General features: G+C 62.7%; 15 protein-coding genes. 10 read left to right on the top strand and 5 right to left on the bottom strand.

The window, feature by feature from the left end:
• The gene (locus AC19YX_RS10310; RefSeq protein WP_500606197.1) at window positions 1–2,487 is read left to right on the top strand and encodes a circularly permuted type 2 ATP-grasp protein; all 2,487 of its coding nucleotides are present in this window, start codon (window positions 1–3) and stop codon (window positions 2,485–2,487) included.
• Window positions 2,487–3,377 (top strand): transglutaminase family protein, encoded by an 891-nt coding sequence (locus AC19YX_RS10305; RefSeq protein WP_078469567.1) that lies wholly within the window; start codon window positions 2,487–2,489, stop codon window positions 3,375–3,377. The genes AC19YX_RS10310 and AC19YX_RS10305 overlap by 1 nt, the downstream gene beginning before the upstream one ends.
• A 179-nt stretch (window positions 3,378–3,556) precedes the next feature.
• On the opposite strand, the gene AC19YX_RS10300 is transcribed toward AC19YX_RS10305, so the two are convergent.
• Window positions 3,557–3,745 (bottom strand): hypothetical protein, encoded by a 189-nt coding sequence (locus AC19YX_RS10300; protein WP_500606196.1) that lies wholly within the window; start codon window positions 3,743–3,745, stop codon window positions 3,557–3,559.
• A 69-nt stretch (window positions 3,746–3,814) separates the two neighbouring features.
• Window positions 3,815–4,402, bottom strand: coding sequence for a cytokinin riboside 5'-monophosphate phosphoribohydrolase (locus AC19YX_RS10295; RefSeq protein ID WP_078469568.1), 588 nt, complete (start codon window positions 4,400–4,402; stop codon window positions 3,815–3,817).
• Window positions 4,403–4,753: 351 nt separating this feature from the next.
• On the opposite strand from AC19YX_RS10295, the gene azu reads away from it, so the two are divergent.
• Window positions 4,754–5,200 carry an azurin gene (azu, locus tag AC19YX_RS10290; RefSeq protein ID WP_020299412.1) on the top strand — a complete coding sequence of 149 codons (447 nt, stop codon included), beginning with the start codon at window positions 4,754–4,756 and terminating at the stop codon, window positions 5,198–5,200.
• A 117-nt stretch (window positions 5,201–5,317) separates the two neighbouring features.
• Here the strand turns inward: azu and nadE are convergent, their stop codons facing one another.
• The 3 genes from nadE to AC19YX_RS10275 form a co-directional block, all read right to left on the bottom strand.
• The gene (gene nadE / locus AC19YX_RS10285; protein WP_020299411.1) at window positions 5,318–6,145 is read right to left on the bottom strand and encodes an NAD(+) synthase; all 828 of its coding nucleotides are present in this window, start codon (window positions 6,143–6,145) and stop codon (window positions 5,318–5,320) included.
• Between the two features lie 3 nt (window positions 6,146–6,148).
• A complete protein-coding gene (gene pncB, locus AC19YX_RS10280) occupies window positions 6,149–7,375 on the bottom strand; it encodes a nicotinate phosphoribosyltransferase (RefSeq protein ID WP_020299410.1) in 1,227 nt (408 codons plus the stop codon).
• A gap of 125 nt (window positions 7,376–7,500) precedes the next feature.
• Window positions 7,501–8,403, bottom strand: a complete 903-nt coding sequence (locus tag AC19YX_RS10275; RefSeq protein ID WP_078469569.1) for a LysR family transcriptional regulator — start codon at window positions 8,401–8,403, stop codon at window positions 7,501–7,503.
• Between the two features lie 178 nt (window positions 8,404–8,581).
• Between AC19YX_RS10275 and amaB the strand changes: the two genes are divergently transcribed.
• The 7 genes from amaB to AC19YX_RS10240 all read left to right on the top strand — a co-directional run bounded on the left by amaB (window position 8,582) and on the right by AC19YX_RS10240 (window position 17,043).
• Window positions 8,582–10,072 (top strand): L-piperidine-6-carboxylate dehydrogenase, encoded by a 1,491-nt coding sequence (gene amaB, locus AC19YX_RS10270; protein ID WP_500606195.1) that lies wholly within the window; start codon window positions 8,582–8,584, stop codon window positions 10,070–10,072.
• Between the two features lie 140 nt (window positions 10,073–10,212).
• Window positions 10,213–11,496, top strand: a complete 1,284-nt coding sequence (gene amaA / locus AC19YX_RS10265) for an L-pipecolate oxidase (protein ID WP_201129210.1) — start codon at window positions 10,213–10,215, stop codon at window positions 11,494–11,496.
• Between the two features lie 362 nt (window positions 11,497–11,858).
• Window positions 11,859–12,995: a branched-chain amino acid ABC transporter substrate-binding protein gene (locus AC19YX_RS10260; RefSeq protein WP_020299406.1), complete on the top strand. Its 1,137-nt coding sequence runs from the start codon at window positions 11,859–11,861 to the stop codon at window positions 12,993–12,995.
• Window positions 12,996–13,245: 250 nt separating this feature from the next.
• Window positions 13,246–14,160, top strand: coding sequence for an ABC transporter permease subunit (locus AC19YX_RS10255; protein WP_020299405.1), 915 nt, complete (start codon window positions 13,246–13,248; stop codon window positions 14,158–14,160).
• Between the two features lie 2 nt (window positions 14,161–14,162).
• On the top strand, window positions 14,163–15,458 hold the full coding sequence (livM, locus tag AC19YX_RS10250) for a high-affinity branched-chain amino acid ABC transporter permease LivM (RefSeq protein WP_078469572.1): 1,296 nt from the start codon (window positions 14,163–14,165) through the stop codon (window positions 15,456–15,458).
• Window positions 15,455–16,330 carry an ABC transporter ATP-binding protein gene (locus tag AC19YX_RS10245; protein ID WP_500606194.1) on the top strand — a complete coding sequence of 292 codons (876 nt, stop codon included), beginning with the start codon at window positions 15,455–15,457 and terminating at the stop codon, window positions 16,328–16,330. Before livM ends, AC19YX_RS10245 begins: the two co-directional genes overlap by 4 nt.
• The gene (locus tag AC19YX_RS10240) at window positions 16,327–17,043 is read left to right on the top strand and encodes an ABC transporter ATP-binding protein (RefSeq protein WP_078469574.1); all 717 of its coding nucleotides are present in this window, start codon (window positions 16,327–16,329) and stop codon (window positions 17,041–17,043) included. Before AC19YX_RS10245 ends, AC19YX_RS10240 begins: the two co-directional genes overlap by 4 nt.
• Window positions 17,044–17,945 lie beyond the last annotated feature (902 nt).

Raw genomic sequence — 17,945 nt, 5'->3', positions numbered from 1 at the left:
ATGCCCGACCTGCTTGCCCGCTACCCGCTGACGGCGGGTACTTACCATGAACTGCTGGACGACAGCGGTGCGGTCCGGCCGCACTGGCAGCGCCTGCTCGAGCAATTGCAACGGAGCACGCCGACGCAGTTGGCCCAGCGCCAGGCGCTGCTGACCCGGCAAATTCACGAGAACGGCGTCACCTATAACGTCTACGCCGATCCCAAGGGCGCCGACCGGCCCTGGGAGCTGGACTTGCTGCCCCATGTGATCCCCGCGGACGAGTGGCAGCATTTGTCGGCCGGGATCGCCCAGCGCGCGCGCCTGCTCAACGCCGTGCTGGCCGACCTCTACGGGCCGCAGCGCCTGATCAGCGAAGGCCTGCTGCCGGCTGAGCTGGTGTTTGGCCATAACAATTTCCTGTGGCCGTGCCAGGGTATCCAGCCACCTGACGGCGCCTTCCTGCACCTGTACGCGGTGGACCTGGCGCGCACCCCCGATGGCCGCTGGTGGGTCACCGCCGACCGCACCCAGGCGCCCTCCGGCGCCGGTTATGCCCTGGAAAACCGGATGATCGTGTCCCGGGCCTTTCCCGATCTGTACCGGGACCTGCAAGTGCAGCACCTGGCCGGGTTCTTCCGCACCTTGCAGGAAACCCTGGCCCGCCAGGCCCCGCGAGACGAGGAAGCGCCACTGATCGTGCTGCTGACGCCGGGGCGCTTCAATGAAAGCTATTTCGAACACCTGTACCTGGCGCGGCAGCTGGGCTACCCCCTGGTCGAGGGCGGCGACCTGACCGTGCGCGATGCCACGGTCTACCTGAAAACCCTCAGCGGGCTGCGCCGAGTGCACGCCATCATGCGCCGCCTGGACGATGACTTCTGCGACCCGCTGGAGCTGCGCACCGACTCGGCGCTCGGCGTGCCCGGGCTGCTGGAGGTGGTGCGTCAGGGCCGGGTGCTGGTGGCCAATGCCCTGGGCAGCGGGGTGCTGGAGTCTCCGGGGCTGCTCGGCTTCCTGCCGAAGATCAACCAATACCTGTTCGGCGAAGAGCTGATATTGCCGTCGGTGGCCACCTGGTGGTGCGGCGAGGCGCCGGTGCTGGCCCAGGCCCTGGAGAAAATGCCGGAGCTGCTGATCAAGCCGGCGTTTCCCTCGCAAAGCTTCGCGCCGCTGTTCGGCCGCGACCTGACCCCGGAGCAGCGCGTGGCGTTGGCCGAGCGGATGCGGACGCGGCCCTATGCCTATGTCGCCCAGGAGTTGGCGCAGCTGTCCCAGGCGCCGATCTGGCAGGCCGAGGACGGCCAGTTGCAGCCCCGTGCGATCGGCATGCGGGTCTACGCCGTGGCCAGTGCCGGTGGCTATCGGGTATTGCCCGGGGGCTTGACCCGGGTCGCCGCCGAGGCGGATGCCGAAGTGGTGTCGATGCAGCGCGGTGGCGCGAGCAAGGACACCTGGGTGCTTGGCGAACGGGCGCCCAGCGGCGAGCAGTGGAAGGGCCAGCGCACCATTGGCGTGTACGACCTGGTGCGGCGCGATCCGTACCTGCCGTCGCGGGTGGTGGAGAACTTGTTCTGGTTTGGCCGTTATTGCGAGCGTTGCGATGACAGCGCGCGGCTGTTGCGGATCATGCTCGCGCGCTACGTCGACGGCGATTACCCACAGGCCTTGCAGGCCGCCGTCGACCTGGGCGAAAGCCTGATGCTGCTGCCGGATGAAGGTGAGCTGCCGGAGCGCTTGCTGGCGGCGCTGCTGGGTGACGACTGGTCGTTCAGCCTGCGGTCCAATCTGCAACGCTTGCAGTGGGCGGCGTCCCAGGTGCGCGGCAAGCTGTCCCGGGAAAACTGGCAGGCCCTGGTGGAGTTGCAGCGCGAAGCCCTGGAGCTGGACACCGAGGAGCCAGACTTTGGCGAGCTGCTGGACTTCCTCAACCGCTTGGTGATGTCCCTGGCGGCGCTGTCCGGGTTTGCCCTGGACGACATGACCCGCGACGAGGGCTGGCGCTTCCTGATGATCGGCCGGCGCATCGAGCGCCTGCAGTTTCTCAGCGCCAGCCTTGCCGCATTCCTGCGTGGCACTGGCGCGTTCGATCAGGCCGGGCTGGAGTGGCTGCTGGAGCTGGGCAACAGCAGCATCACCTACCGCTCGCGCTACCTGGCGGTGGCGCAGTTGATCCCGGTGCTCGACTTGCTGCTGCTGGATGAGCAGAACCCGCACGCCGTGCTGTTCCAGTTGAAACTGGTGACCCGCACCCTGAAGCGCTTGAACGATGACTTCGGTGCCCCCCGCGAAGCCGGCCTGCCCAAGCTGGTGGAGCGCCTGTCGCGTTTTGACCTGGGCTGCCTGGAAAACTCCCTGTTTGGCGAAGCCAGCGTGCACGCCGCCATCGATGGCCTGGCCGACCTGTTGCAGGAGATCGCCGATGCCAGCAGCCAGGTGTCCGATCGCCTGGCCTTGCGCCATTTCGCCCATGTCGACGATGTCAGCCAACAAACGGTGTCTGTCTGATGAGCGCCCGGTACCAGATCTTTCATGACACTCACTATCACTACGACAGCCCGGTGTCCCTGGCTCAGCAACTGGCTCACTTGTGGCCGCGAGCCTGCGCCTGGCAGCGTTGCACCGAACAGCAGTTGCTGATCAGCCCGGAGCCGACGGTGCGCCGCGATGAGCTGGATGTGTTCGGCAACCCGCTGACCCGCCTGGCGTTCGAGCGGCCCCATGATGAGTTGCTGGTCAATGCCCAGCTGACGGTCGAGGTGCTGGCCCGGCCGCTGCTGGATTTCAGCCAATCCCCGGCCTGGGATGAAACCCGCAGCGCGCTGACCTATAGCGGCCAGCCCTTGTCGGCAGCGTTGCTGGACGCCTGCCGTTATCGGTTTGAATCGCCCTATGTGCACCTGAAGAAAAGCTTCGTCGAGTTTTCCGCGAGCTGTTTCCCGAGCGGGCGCCCGCTATTGCTCGGGGTTCAGGCGCTGATGGAGAAGATCTTCAGCGAGTTCACCTTCGACGCCGAGGCTACCCAGGTCGCTACGCCCCTGGTGGAAGTGCTGGAACGGCGGCGCGGCGTGTGCCAGGACTTTGCCCACCTGATGCTCGCCTGCGTGCGTTCCCGCGGGCTGGCGGCGCGTTATGTCAGCGGCTACCTGTTGACCCAGCCACCGCCCGGGCAACCCAGGCTGATTGGCGCCGATGCGTCCCACGCCTGGGTTTCGGTGTTTTGTCCGGTGCTGGGTTGGGTGGATTTCGACCCGACCAACAACGTCCAGCCGGCGCTGGAGCACATCACCCTGGCCTGGGGTCGGGATTTTTCCGATGTCTCGCCGCTGCGCGGGGTGATTCTGGGCGGCGGCAACCACGATCCGGAAGTGCAGGTCACGGTGATGCCCCTGGAGTGACTGCGGTTTGCCGGGCTTTCACCCAGGCGTGGTTGTACCTACGGCGGGGCTGGCGATCGGGATTTTTTGAGGGGGCGAGACCCGTGGGTCAAGGGGTGGGTCTGTGAGGACCGGCAGCGTGGCTGCCGATCCTGGGCACAGATCCCGGGGCCTGATCGGAACATCGGGCCCGGCGGGTATCAGGCCTGGGGAGCCTGATTGTCTACGGCGTCACTATCATCGGTTGCCACTTCACCTTCTGCTTCCGGGTTCAGTGCGCTGGCTTCTTCTTCAGCGGTCGCTTTCTTGCGTTGCAACTTTTCCTCTTTCTTCTGCTCCTTTGCCAGGTCTCTCTGACGTTTGGCGAAGGAGTAATTAGGTTTAGCCATGGGCGATCCTCTTGGGGTCGAAGGTGAGGTTGAGCGGCGCGTATTCTGCCTTGTATCGGGCCTGGGCGGTTAGCTGGGTTTTTGTTCGGCCCATTTTGCCGGGGCCGAAGGTTGCCAGGCGTCGAGTACATCCAGCAGTTCTGCGGGCGATTCGCTCATTTGCAGCATGGCACGGTGCGGAGCCCGAACGAAGCCTTCGCCGACGATATGATCGAGAAAACCACTGAGCTTTTCATAAAAACCGTTCACTTCCAGCAGACCCAGCGGCTTGCCGTGGTAGCCAAGCTGACCCCAGGTCCAGACTTCGAACAGCTCTTCCAGGGTGCCGAGACCGCCTGGCAGGGCGATGAAGGCGTCGCTCAGTTGGGCCATGCGCGCCTTGCGTGCGTGCATGCCATCGACCACTTCCAGGCGGGTCAGACCGGTGTGGCCGATCTCCGAATCCTTCAGGCTTTGCGGGATGATCCCGATCACTTCGCCGCCGGCCGCCAGGGCCGCATCGGCAACAATCCCCATCAGCCCGACAGCGCCGCCGCCGTAGACCAGGGTCAGCTTGCGCTCGGCCAGGGCCCGCCCGAGGGCAGCGGCCGCTTCACGGTAAACGGGGTTGGTGCCGGTGCTGGCACCGCAGAACACACAGACAGACGTTAATGGCATGCCTTACTCCCAGGTCATTGAGGGCCCAAGAGTAATGGCTTGAGGGTGATGCGCCAAACGTTAAACCTCGTGTTGCGGGGTTTCATGGGTGCCGCTGGCCCCACAGGCATAGGCGGCGAGCAAGCTGCGAAACAGGCTGTTGAGAGGCATGACGGTGCTCCAGCTGGGGGAATGAGCGGATCATAAAGGCCGAGTCGGCCCCGGGCCGGTCAATTGTCTTAATCGGGGCTATAGGTCGAAAGTTGTATACAATTTCTTGATGCAAATCATAGGAACTTGCGAAGTTTTCAGGCAGTCTTCACCCCCATGGATTCAGATGGATTTTGTTAAACCCTGCCTTGGAGATTCACCATGTTTGCCAAACTTGTTGCGGTATCCCTGTTGACACTGGCTAGCAGCCAATTGATGGCCGCCGAATGCAAGGTCGATGTTGATTCCACCGACCAGATGTCCTTCAACACGAAGGAAATCACCATCGACAAGAGCTGCAAGACGTTCACCGTCAACCTGACCCACTCCGGCAGCTTGCCGAAGAACGTCATGGGCCATAACTGGGTCCTGAGCAAAACCGCCGACATGGCCGGTATTGCCACCGACGGCATGGCCGCCGGCATCGACAAGAGCTACCTGAAAGATGGCGACACCCGCGTTATCGCCCACACCAAAATCATCGGTGCTGGCGAAAAAGACTCGGTGACCTTCGACGTGTCGAAGCTGACTGCTGGCGAAAGCTACCAGTTCTTCTGCTCGTTCCCTGGCCACAACTCGATGATGAAAGGCGCTGTGGTCCTGAAGTGATCGGTTGACCCGGCAGCAACAAAAAAGCCGCTTTCCTGGTAAGGGAAAGCGGCTTTTTTTATGGGGGGAGCCTGCTCCCTGGCCATAGGTGTTAGCGGGACCAGGGCCCGCAGGGACTCACGGCGCGAAGGGCATTTCGCGTTTGTGGTGGGTCTTGCGGTAGGTGTCGCAGATGATCTTGAACGCTTCTTCGCGCACCGGCTGGCCGTGCAGGAAGGCGTCGATCTCGGTGTAGGTGACGCCGTGGGAGGCTTCATCCGGTTTGCCCGGCGACAGGTCTTCAAGGTCGGCGGTGGGGACTTTTTCCACCAGGGACTCCGGCGCGCCGAAATGCCGGGCGATGGCCCGTACCTGGTTCTTCACCAGGCCGCTCAAGGGGGCCAGGTCGCAGGCACCGTCACCGAACTTGGTGAAGAAACCCATCACCGCCTCGGCCGCATGGTCGGTGCCGATCACCAGGCCATGGGCGGCGCCGGCGATGGTGTACTGGGCCACCATGCGCATCCGCGCCTTGGTGTTGCCGAGAACGAAATCCACCGACACCGCGTGCTGCCCTTCAAAGGCGGCGACTTCATTGGCCAGGGCCTTGACCGCAGGGCCGATATTGACCGTGTGCCGCTCATCGGGGGCGATGAAGTCCACCGAGGCCTGGGCATCGTGCTCGTCGAACTGGGTTTCGTAGGGCAGGCGCACGGCGATGAAACGGTACTTGTCGTCACCCGTGCGTGCGCGCAGTTCGCGCATGGCCCGTTGTGCCAAGAGGCCTGCGGTGAGGGAGTCGACACCGCCGCTGATGCCCAGCACCAGGGATTTGAGCCCCGAATTGAGCAGGCAGTCCTGGATAAAGGTCACGCGCCGGGCGACTTCCGCCTCCAGGGCGGCCTGGTCCTGGAACGGTGCCTGGACCTTGAGCTGCTGCGCAATCTCACGCTGTACGGCTTGCATGATTCACTCCTTGCTTGATGTGCCTGAAAGGGCGGCAGGTACTTGGAAAACGTGGCGCAGGTAACCTACGAAGTTCGGATCCCGGCAATGGGTCTTGCCCGCTTCGTCGGAGATCTTGGCGACCGGCTGGCCATTGCAGGCGGCCATTTTAAGCACGATGCTCATCGGCTCGACACCGGGAATATCGCAGGTCAGGTTGGTGCCGATGCCAAAGCTGACATTGATCCGACCACGCAGCGCCCGGAAAATCTCCAGGGAGCGGGGCAGTGTCAGGCTGTCGGAAAACACCAGGGTCTTGCTCATCGGCTCGATGCCCAGCTTGTGGTAATGGGCGATGGCTTTTTCGGCCCACAGGATCGGGTCGCCGGAATCGTGGCGCAAACCGTCGAAGAGCTTGGCGAAGTACAGGTCGAAGTCGCCGAGAAAGGCGTCGGTGGTGATGCAGTCGGTCAGGGCGATGCCCAGCAGGCCGCGGTACTCGCGGACCCAGCAGTCCAGGGCGGCGATCTGGCTGTCGATCAGCCGTGGGCCGAGCTGCTGGTGGGCCATGATCCATTCGTGGGCCATGGTGCCCAGGGGCTTCATGTCCAGCACCCGCGACAGGTGCACGTTGCTGGTGCCGACGAAGCGCCCGGGGAAGTCGTGCTTGAGCACGTTCACCACTTCCTCCTGCACGCGGTAGGAGAAGCGCCGGCGGGTGCCGAAGTCGGCGACCTGCAGCTCCGAAAGCTCTTCGCTGCTGGCGTTGGCGCTGAGCCAGTCGAACTTGCGGTACAGCTGCTCGCGCGCCTGCTCCAGCACCACTTCGCGGTAGCGATAGCGGTTACGCACTTCGCTGACGATGGCCAGCATCGGCACTTCAAACAGGATCACGTGCAGCCAGGGCCCGCGCAGGCGGATAAACAGCTCGCCGTCCTCGATGCCGGTGTAGACGTAGCGCAGGTTGAAGCGGAACAGACCGAGAAAACGCAGGAAGTCGGGCTTGAGGAAGCTGATGCGCTCCAGGGAGCTCAGTTGGTCAGCGCTCAGGCTGAGTTCGGCCAGGCGTTCGAACTGGTAGCGGATTTCTGCCAGGTACGGCCGCAGGTCCTCGCTGTTACGGCAACGGAACTCCCATTCGACTTCCACGTTGGGGTAGTTGTGCAGCACCGCCTGCATCATGGTCAATTTGTAGAAGTCGGTGTCGAGCAGGTTCTGCACGATGCGATCGGCAAACACACTCTCGCTCATAACGGGAATCTCCAGGCGGGCCGCGTAGAAATGCGCGGCTTTGCAGCTTTTTTCAATGAAGGCGGTAGTGGCGCATATCCGCAGTCTGTTTTGCCAGCGTTTTTTTAGCGGGCGCGGCCGAGCCGCTAGGGGGTCGGGCTGTCGACCTGCTCCAGCATCCAGCGCACAAAGTCGCGGACCTTGGGCACTTCGGCGGAATGCTCGGGGTAGGCGATGAAGTACGCATCGTTACTGGGCATCGCGTACTGCCAGGCGATCACCAGCTTGCCGTCGTTCAACTCTTCCTCCACCAGAAAGCGCGGCAGCAGGGCCACGCCGCAACCGACCTGGGCGGCGCGGATGCACATGTAGAAGGTTTCGAAGCGCGGGCCGTGATAGCTGTGTTCGGTGTGGTAGCCCTGGCTGTCGAACCAGTCGTGCCAGGCCTGGGGCCGGGAGGCATTCTGCAGCAGCACCAGATCGGCCAGTTGCGTCGGGTCGGTGAACGGCTGGTCCGGCAAGCTGCCTGGGGCGCAGACCGCCACCAGCTCTTCGCTGAACAGCTTCAGGCACTCGGTGCCGGGGCGCGAACCCTGGCCGAAGTAGAACGCCAGGTCGCTGCGGCCCTGCAGCAAATCATCGGCCTCCTGCTCGTTGCACAGGTCCAGATGGATATGCGGATGACGCAGGCGCCAGCCCTTGAGGCGTGGCACCAGCCAGCGCGCGCCGAAGGTCGAGGGCGTGGACACCCGCAGCACTTCGGTTTCACCGCCGTAGGAACGCAGGTAGTGGGTCGACATCTCGACCTGGGTCAGGATCTTGCGCACTTCCACCAGGTACAGGTCGCCGGCCGGGGTCATCTGCAAGCGTCGGCGCACGCGGCGGAACAACAGGTGTTGCAGCAGCTCTTCGAGTTGCGCCACCTGCTTGCTGACCGCGCTTTGGGTCAGGTTCAGCTCTTCGGCGGCACGGGTGAAGCTCAGGTGGCGGGTGACCGCTTCGAAACACTGCAAGGCGGTGATCGAGGGCAGGTGGCGTTTGTTCAGCATGGCGCAAGGTCCCTGGTTCTTGTCTCAGCGCTGCTTGGCCGACGCAGCATGAATAAACGGAATGATATCTCGCCTAATCGTCGTTTGTTGGCAAGTCTCAGGCCAGCTACAACTACAGGCCTCAATAGCTGGTTTATCGGCTACGACTTTTTGTTTTTTTATCTGTAAGGAGTGACCCATGGTTGCCGCATTGCTTGATCGTCTCGGTGTGAACCCGGCCCTGTATCAGTCGGGCAGCCAGCCCGTGCACTCGCCGATCGACGGCAGCCGCATCGCCGCCGTGAACTGGGAAGGCGCGGCCGAAGTCGAGCAACAGGTCAGTCGCGCAGAGCATGCATTCGAACTCTGGCGCAAGGTGCCGGCGCCCCGTCGTGGTGAGCTGGTCCGCCAGTTCGGCGAAGTGTTGCGCGAGTACAAGGCCGACCTTGGCGAGCTGGTGTCCTGGGAAGCCGGCAAGATCACCCAGGAAGGCCTGGGTGAAGTGCAAGAGATGATCGACATCTGCGACTTCGCCGTCGGCCTGTCGCGCCAGCTCTACGGTTTGACCATCGCCTCCGAGCGTCCTGGCCACCACATGCGTGAAACCTGGCACCCGCTGGGCGTGGTCGGGGTGATCAGCGCGTTCAACTTCCCGGTGGCGGTCTGGGCCTGGAACACCACTCTGGCGCTGGTCTGCGGCAACCCGGTGATCTGGAAGCCGTCAGAGAAAACCCCGCTGACCGCTCTGGCCTGCCAGGCGTTGTTCGAGCGCGTGCTGAAAAACTTCAGCGACGCTCCGCCCTACCTCAGCCAGGTGATCATCGGCGGGCGTGAAGCCGGCGCCGCGCTGGTGGACGATCCGCGTGTGGCCCTGATCAGCGCCACCGGCAGCACCCGCATGGGCCGTGAAGTGGCGCCCAAAGTCGCCGCGCGCTTTGCCCGCAGCATCCTCGAGCTGGGCGGCAACAACGCGATGATCCTCGGCCCAAGCGCCGACCTGGACATGGTCGTGCGCGCCATTCTGTTCAGCGCTGTCGGCACCGCCGGCCAGCGTTGCACGTCCCTGCGCCGACTGATTGCCCATGAGTCGGTCAAGGAAGAAATCGTCACCCGGCTCAAGGCCGCCTACTCCAAGGTGCGGATCGGTCATCCGCTGGAAGGCAACCTGGTCGGCCCGCTGATCGACAAGCACAGCTTCGACAATATGCAGGACGCCCTGGAGCAGGCCTTGAGCGAAGGCGGCCGGGTGTTTGGCGGCAAGCGGCAGTTGGAAGAACAGTTCCCGAATGCCTATTACGTGTCGCCGGCCATCGTCGAGATGCCTGAGCAGAGCGACGTGGTGCGCGATGAAACCTTTGCCCCGATCCTCTACGTGGTCGGCTACACCGAGTTTGCCGAAGCGCTGCGCCTGAACAACGCTGTGCCTCAGGGCCTGTCGTCGTGCATCTTCACCACCGATGTGCGCGAAGCCGAGCAGTTCATGTCGGCGGTGGGCAGCGACTGCGGCATCGCCAACGTCAACATCGGCCCGAGCGGCGCGGAAATCGGCGGCGCCTTCGGTGGCGAGAAAGAAACCGGTGGCGGTCGTGAGTCCGGCTCCGATGCGTGGCGCGGTTACATGCGCCGCCAGACCAACACCGTCAACTACTCCCTGGAACTGCCACTGGCCCAGGGCATTACCTTCGATTGAATGAGGGCGGCTACAGCTGTAGCGGGTGTCCGGGGAGGGCGTTGTTTGCGAGAAGCAGCGTCCGAACGGCGGGCCGAGCCTGCGGCGGCGGTTACAGCGGCGAATGCAAACCTGTATGTGGTTGATTTCGGAGTCTGGCAATGGCGTTACGCGAAGAGTGTCTATGGGAAAAACTGACGCCGCAAAGGCCTGACAACGCCGCGCTCAACGGCGAGGTCGCGGTGGATGTCTGCGTGATTGGCGCAGGCTTCACCGGTTTGTCGGCGGCGGTGCATTTGCTGGAGCAGGGCAAGCGGGTCTGCGTGCTGGAGGCTCACCGCGCGGGGCATGGCGGCTCGGGGCGCAACGTCGGCCTGGTCAACGCCGGGATGTGGATCGCGCCCGACGATATCGAGGCCGGCTTCGGCGAGCAGGTCGGCAGCCAGCTCAACCGCATGCTGGGCGCGGCGCCGTCCCTGGTGTTCAGCCTGGTGGACAAATACCGCATTGATTGCCAGTTGCGCCGTGAAGGCACCTTGCACATGGCCCATAACGCCCGGGGCGAGGCCGACCTGCGCAGTCGCGAACAACAATGGAAGCGCCGTGGCGCGCCGGTGGAGTTGCTGACCGGTGCCGCATGCGAAGCCGCCACCGGCACCCAGAAGATTGCCGCCGCGCTCCTGGATCGACGCGCCGGCACCATCAACCCCATGGCCTATACCTCGGGCCTGGCCAAGGCGGCGGTGGACCTGGGCGGGCTATTGTTCGACCACTCGCCGGTTACTCGCCTGGAACGCCAGGGCCAGCGCTGGTCGGTGCAAACGGCCCAGGGCTCGGTGCTGGCCGAGCAGGTGGTGATTGCCTCCAATGCCTACACCGAAGGCGACTGGACCGAACTGCGGCGCAATTTCTTCCCCGGTTACTACTACCAGGTTGCCTCCCGGCCTCTGACGGAAGACGCCGCGCAGCAAATCCTGCCGGGTGGCCAGGGCTCCTGGGACACGCGCCAGGTGCTGAGCAGCATCCGCCGCGATGCCGAAGGCCGCCTGCTGCTCGGCAGCCTGGGCAACGGCAACCAGAAACCCGCCTGGTTCCTCAAGGCCTGGGCCGATCGGGTGCAGCAGCATTACTTCCCGTATCTCAAGCCGGTGGAGTGGGAGTGCACCTGGACCGGCTGCATCGCCTTCACCCCCGATCACCTGATGCGTCTGTTCGAACCTGCGCCCGGTTTAGTGGCAGTCACCGGTTACAACGGGCGTGGCGTCACCACCGGGACCGTGGTCGGCAAAGCCTTTGCCGATTACCTGTGTAACGGAAACCCTCAAGCCCTGCCGATTCCCTTCGCGCCCATGCAGCCGCTGGCCGGGGTGGGCCTGCGCAGTTGCCTGTACGAGGCTGGGTTCTCTCTGTATCACGCGGGCCAGTGCCTGCGGATCGTCATCTGATCGGCGAAATTCAACCCCTGGGGCGGCGCTTTTCGGCGCAGCGACTAGCCTGTAATGGTGCGGCTCGTAGCAGTGCCGCACCAGCAGTGTGCACTTCGGTGACGCAGGCTGTTACAGGCTGGTTGCACGTTGATTTGCGCCGTGGTTGCAATGATGGCGCGTGCGGGTTGCGCCTTTCATTTTTTACGGTTTTACCTTCCGCGGTTTAGACGGTTGCACGCCCAATAAAAAAGGGCTCGAAACAGTCGAAATAACAACATCAGAACGACTTTTTTCAGAATAAAAAACCAATGGCACGGCCCTTGCTCTGAGCATTCAGTGAAGTCGCATTGCCAACTAAAAAAACCTTGGAGCACCACCCCATGTCCCAGACGTTTTACAAGAAAGGCTTTCTGGCCCTCGCAGTGGCAGCTGCGCTGGGTGTTTCTGCGTTTGCTCAGGCCGACCTGAAGATCGGCGTAGCGGGTCCCATGACTGGCGCCAACGCGGCATTTGGCGAGCAGTACATGAAGGGTGCACAGGCAGCGGCTGACGAAATCAACGCCAAGGGCGGCGTCAACGGCGAGAAGATCGTCCTGGTCAAGGGCGATGACGCTTGCGAGCCCAAGCAAGCGGTGGCCGTGGCCAACCGCCTGGTGGATCAGGACAAGGTCGCAGGCGTGGTCGGGCACTTCTGCTCGTCCTCGACCATTCCGGCGTCCGAGGTGTACAGCGATGCGGGCGTGATCGCCATTACCCCAGGCTCGACCAACCCGCAGGTTACCGAGCGCGGCCTGAGCGCCATGTTCCGCATGTGCGGGCGTGACGACCAGCAGGGCATCGTTGCCGGCGACTACATCGTCGATGTGCTCAAGGGCAAGAAGGTCGCGGTGCTGCACGACAAGGACACCTACGGCCAGGGCCTGGCGGATGCCACCAAGGCACAGCTGACCAAGCGCGGCGTGACCCCGGTGCTGTACGAAGGCCTGACTCGTGGCGAGAAAGACTTCAGCGCCGTCGTGACCAAGATCCGCTCCGTGGGGGCCGATGTCGTGTACTTCGGCGGCCTGCATCCGGAAGCCGGTCCACTGGTGCGCCAACTGCGCGAGCAAGGCCTCAAGGACGTGAAATTCATGTCCGATGACGGCATCGTCACCGATGAACTGGTCACCACTGCTGGCGGCCCGCAATACGTCGACGGCGTGTACATGACCTTCGGTGCCGACCCGCGCCTGCTGCCAGACAGCAAGACCGTGGTCGACGCTTTCCGCAAGGCCGGCACCGAGCCTGAAGGCTACACCCTGTACGCCTACGCGTCGGTCCAGGCCCTGGCTGCCGGCTTCGGCGGCGCCAAGTCGAACAAGGGTGAAGACGCGGCCAAATGGCTGAAAGCCAATCCGGTGAAAACCGTGATGGGCGAGAAGACCTGGGACGCCAAAGGCGACCTGAAGATCTCCGACTACGTGGTCTACCAGTGGGACAAGGACGGCAAATACCACCAGCTCGAAAAACAGAAGTGACATGAGCGTCTGAGAACCGGTTTACGGTCCGGCGAGCAAGGTTCAGGCACTTTCAACGTCGTCTGAGCCTGGCGCAACTGACCGTACACCGGTTCTGAGCCGTCCGGCACCGCCCCCCGGTGTCGGCCGGTTGCCCGTGCAGTACTTGTCTTTTCTCGTAGAGCTGCACAATGGCCGTGTTGCGCCGGTGGCTGAACACCAGTCCGTCGTCTCCGCTGTGTGCAGTCTCTCAAATGCGTGAGATTGCGTTATGGATGGTATTTTCCTGCAGCAACTGATCAATGGACTGACCCTCGGGTCTGTCTATGGTCTGATCGCCATAGGCTACACAATGGTCTACGGCATCATTGGCATGATCAACTTCGCCCATGGCGAGGTTTACATGATTTCCGCTTACCTCGCGGCAATCAGTCTGGCTCTGCTGGCCTACTTTGGCATCGAATCCTTCCCGCTACTCATTCTCGGCACCCTGGTCTTTACCGTCGTCGTGACGGGGGTCTACGGCTGGGTCATCGAGCGCGTCGCCTACAAACCCCTGCGCAACTCCACCCGCCTGGCGCCGCTGATCAGCGCCATCGGTATCTCGCTGATCCTGCAGAACTATGCGCAGATCAGCCAGGGCGCCAAGCAACAGGGTGTGCCAACGCTGTTGGCCGGTGCCTGGAAGGTCGATATCGGCAGCGGTTTCGTCCAGCTCACCTACACCAAGATCTTCATCCTGGTTGCGGCATTCGCCGGCATGGCATTGCTGACCTACATCATCAAGTACACCAAGCTTGGCCGCATGTGCCGTGCTACCCAGCAAGACCGCAAGATGGCCTCGATCCTCGGGATCAACACCGACCGCGTGATCTCCTATGTGTTCGTCATCGGCGCCGCCATGGCTGCGCTGGCGGGCGTGCTGATCACCATGAACTACGGCACGTTCGACTTCTATGCCGGCTTTGTCATCGGGATCAAGGCGTTTACCGCTGCGGTTCTCGGCGGCATTGGCTCGCTGCCGGGCGCGATGCTGGGCGGGATCATCCTCGGGATCTCCGAGTCGCTGTTCTCCGGGTTGATCAACTCCGACTACAAAGATGTGTTCAGTTTCTCGCTGCTGGTGCTGATTCTGATCTTCCGTCCCCAAGGCCTGCTGGGTCGCCCTCTCGTGGCGAAGGTATAAGTATGTCTGCTGCCAATAAACCGATTGATATCAAAAAGAGCGTTATCGACGCCGTACTGGCCGGGCTGATCTCGCTGATCGTGTTCGGGCCGATTGTCGGCGTGGTCCTGGATGGCTACAGCTTCAACCTGCAGCCGGCGCGCGTCGGCTGGCTGGTGGCGATCGTGATGATCGGCCGCCTGGCCATGAGCCTGTTCCTGCAGACCCCCAAGGGCCTGAAGATTCTCCAGGGCTTCGAGAGCACCGGCTCCGGCGTGCATGTGCGCCCGCCGGACTACAAGTCGCGGCTGCGCTGGATCATTCCGGTGCTGATCGTGATTGCCATCGTGTTCCCGATCTTCGCCAACAAGTACCTGCTGACCGTGGTGATCCTCGGCCTGATCTATGTGTTGCTGGGCCTGGGCCTGAACATCGTGGTCGGCCTGGCTGGCCTGCTCGACCTGGGTTACGTGGCCTTCTATGCCATCGGCGCCTACGGCCTGGCATTGGGTTACCAGTACCTGGGCCTGGGTTTCTGGTCGGTGCTGCCGCTGGCGGCGATTGCGGCGGCGCTGGCCGGCTGCATACTCGGCTTCCCGGTCTTGCGAATGCACGGTGACTACCTGGCCATCGTGACCCTGGGTTTCGGCGAGATCATCCGCCTGGTCCTCAACAACTGGCTGTCCTTCACCGGCGGTCCCAATGGCATGCCGGTGCCGTCGCCGACCTTCTTCGGCCTGGAGTTCGGCCGCAAGGCCAAGGATGGCGGTGTGCCGTTCCATGAGTTTTTCGGCATGGACTACAACCCCAATCTGAAATTCCTGTTTATCTACATCGTGCTGTTCCTGGTGGTGCTGCTGGTGCTCTACGTCAAGCATCGCCTGACCCGCATGCCGGTCGGCCGGGCCTGGGAAGCCTTGCGCGAAGACGAAATCGCCTGCCGGGCGATGGGCCTGAACCACGTGCTGGTCAAGCTCTCGGCGTTCACCATCGGCGCCTCGACCGCGGGTCTGGCCGGGGTGTTCTTCGCCAGCTACCAGGGCTTCGTCAACCCGTCGTCCTTCACCTTTTTCGAGTCGGCGCTGATCCTGGCCATCGTGGTGCTGGGCGGCATGGGTTCGACGGTGGGCGTGGTGATTGCCGCGTTCGTGCTCACCGTGGCCCCGGAACTGCTGCGCAGCTTCTCCGAGTACCGGGTGCTGCTGTTCGGGGTGTTGATGGTGTTGATGATGATCTGGCGACCCCGTGGCCTGATTCGCATCAGCCGTACCGGTGTGACCCCGCGTAAAGGTGTCCTGACCCAGAGGAGCGCATCATGAGCGATGAAGTGATTCTCTCGGTAGAGAACCTGATGATGCACTTCGGCGGGATCAAGGCCCTGAGCGACGTCAGCCTCAAGGTGCGCCGCAACTCGATCTTCGCCCTGATCGGCCCCAACGGTGCAGGCAAGACCACGGTGTTCAACTGCCTGACCGGGTTCTACAAGGCCTCCGGCGGGCGTATCGAACTCAATACCCGGGGCCAGAGCACCAACGTCATCAAACTGCTCGGCGAGCCTTTTCGCGCCACTGACTTCTTGTCGCCCAAAAGCTTTGCCAGCCGCCTGTATTACAAGATGTTCGGCGGCACCCACCTGGTGAACCGGGCGGGCCTGGCGCGGACCTTCCAGAACATTCGCCTGTTCAAGGAAATGTCGGTGCTGGAGAACCTGCTGGTGGCCCAGCACATGTGGGTCAACCGCAATATGCTGGCCGGCATTCTCAACACCAAGGGCTACCAGAAGGCCGAGAGTGACGCGCTGGACCACGCTTTCTACTGGCTGGAAGTGGTGGACCTGGTGGACTGCGCCAACCGCCTGGCTGGTGAATTGTCCTACGGCCAGCAGCGGCGCCTGGAAATCGCCCGGGCCATGTGCACCCGTCCGCAGATCATCTGCCTCGACGAACCGGCCGCCGGCCTCAACCCTCAGGAAACCGAAGCGCTGAGCGCGATGATCCGTCTGCTGCGTGACGAGCACGATCTGACCGTGGTGCTGATTGAACACGACATGGGCATGGTGATGAGTATTTCCGACCACATCGTGGTGCTCGACCACGGCAACGTGATCGCCGAAGGCGGGCCGGAGGCGATCCGCAACGATCCGAAAGTGATTGCCGCCTACCTGGGTGCCGACGAAGAGGAGCTGGTATGACTCAACCTATCCTCGAACTCAAGGACTTGGACGTTTACTACGGCCCGATCCAGGCCCTGAAGAAGGTCTCGCTGCACATCAATGAAGGCGAGACCGTGAGCCTGATCGGCTCCAACGGTGCCGGCAAGTCGACGTTGCTGATGTCGATTTTCGGCCAGCCCCGGGCCGAGTCCGGGCAGATCCTCTACCGTGGCGTGGACATCACCCACAAGTCGTCGCACTACATCGCCTCCAACGGTATCGCCCAGTCGCCGGAAGGGCGACGGGTGTTCCCGGATATGACGGTGGAGGAAAACCTGCTGATGGGCACCATCCCCATCGGCGACAAGCACGCCACCGAAGACATGCAGCGCATGTTCGACCTGTTCCCCCGGCTCAAGGAGCGGCGTACTCAGCGGGCCATGACCATGTCGGGCGGTGAACAGCAGATGCTGGCCATTGCCCGGGCGCTGATGAGCCGGCCCAAGCTGCTGTTGCTGGATGAGCCGAGTCTGGGCCTGGCGCCGATTGTGGTGAAACAGATCTTCTCCACCCTGCGTGAGCTGGCGGGCAGCGGCATGACCATCTTCCTGGTGGAGCAGAACGCCAACCATGCGCTGAAGTTGTCGGACCGGGCCTATGTGATGGTCAACGGCGAGATCCGGCTGAGCGGCACCGGGCAGGAACTGCTGGTCAATGAGGAGGTGCGCAACGCGTATCTGGGCGGCCACTGACGCTCCGCACTGTGGATAAAACCCGCCCCGATGTGCCTTGGCCATCGGGGCCTTTTTTTGTCCCCAGGCGCCTGAAAAAGCTGAAACGGAGGGCGTTTTATCGGATGTCCACAGCGGGCACTGGAAATTGTGGAAAACATTATTCGCAAGCTATCAAAGCGCGGCATAAAGCCGCTGCAATTAGTTGTTTTGTCACGGTTTTGACTTGTCCCCGTTTGCTGTGGAACTGGCTGTGGGTAACGTGGGAATAGCTGGCTGGAGGCCTTGATTGGCGTGGCCTGCAAGCGGGTGGTTGTTTTTTGATCAGGGGTTTTTGGTGAAGCGGGCGGCGCGATTGTCAACCCCTTTATTGTCGCAGCCAGACGCTCTTGAGGGTGCCCTTCAGCCTGTGGATAAGTCTGTGACTAAACTCTGGAAAGACTCGGCTAAGCGCCGTAGTTACTGGCTTCAAGCCATCTCCTTAAACCGCTGTTTCGTGGTCAAACCCCTAGGGGCTGCATGATGGCCATGGGCGGGTCAAGCAAAAAACTTGCAAAGCCGGGCTGCAAGCCCTGTGGACAGCGGCTTCCAGACTTTTGCACTTGCCCCCAAAGACTGTGGACCGGCCTGTGGATAAGATGCGCGCAGATGGCTGCAGGCCATGTAAATCAACGCCTTGCGCCCGCTGATCGTTTTTCGTACAGCGATCCATCATTTATCACGCAAATCCTGTAGCCGCTGCCGAAGGCTCGGGCCGCGTTCGGACGCGGGCCCTCAATTTCGCCGTGAAGTACCTGACACCCCTCTATCGCCCATCCGGGCCAGCGCCGCCTCACGGGCTCGGCAGCGGCTACGGGTGCAACGTCTGGTTGCCGCTCGGAGCGAGGCCGGGCATGCTGCGAAGCGATTTTCCATTCCAATGG

The organism is Pseudomonas sp. MF09150 (assembly GCF_059862355.1).
Note: the sequence above shows the minus strand (reverse complement) of the source record. Positions and strands in the feature narration are given on the sequence as shown.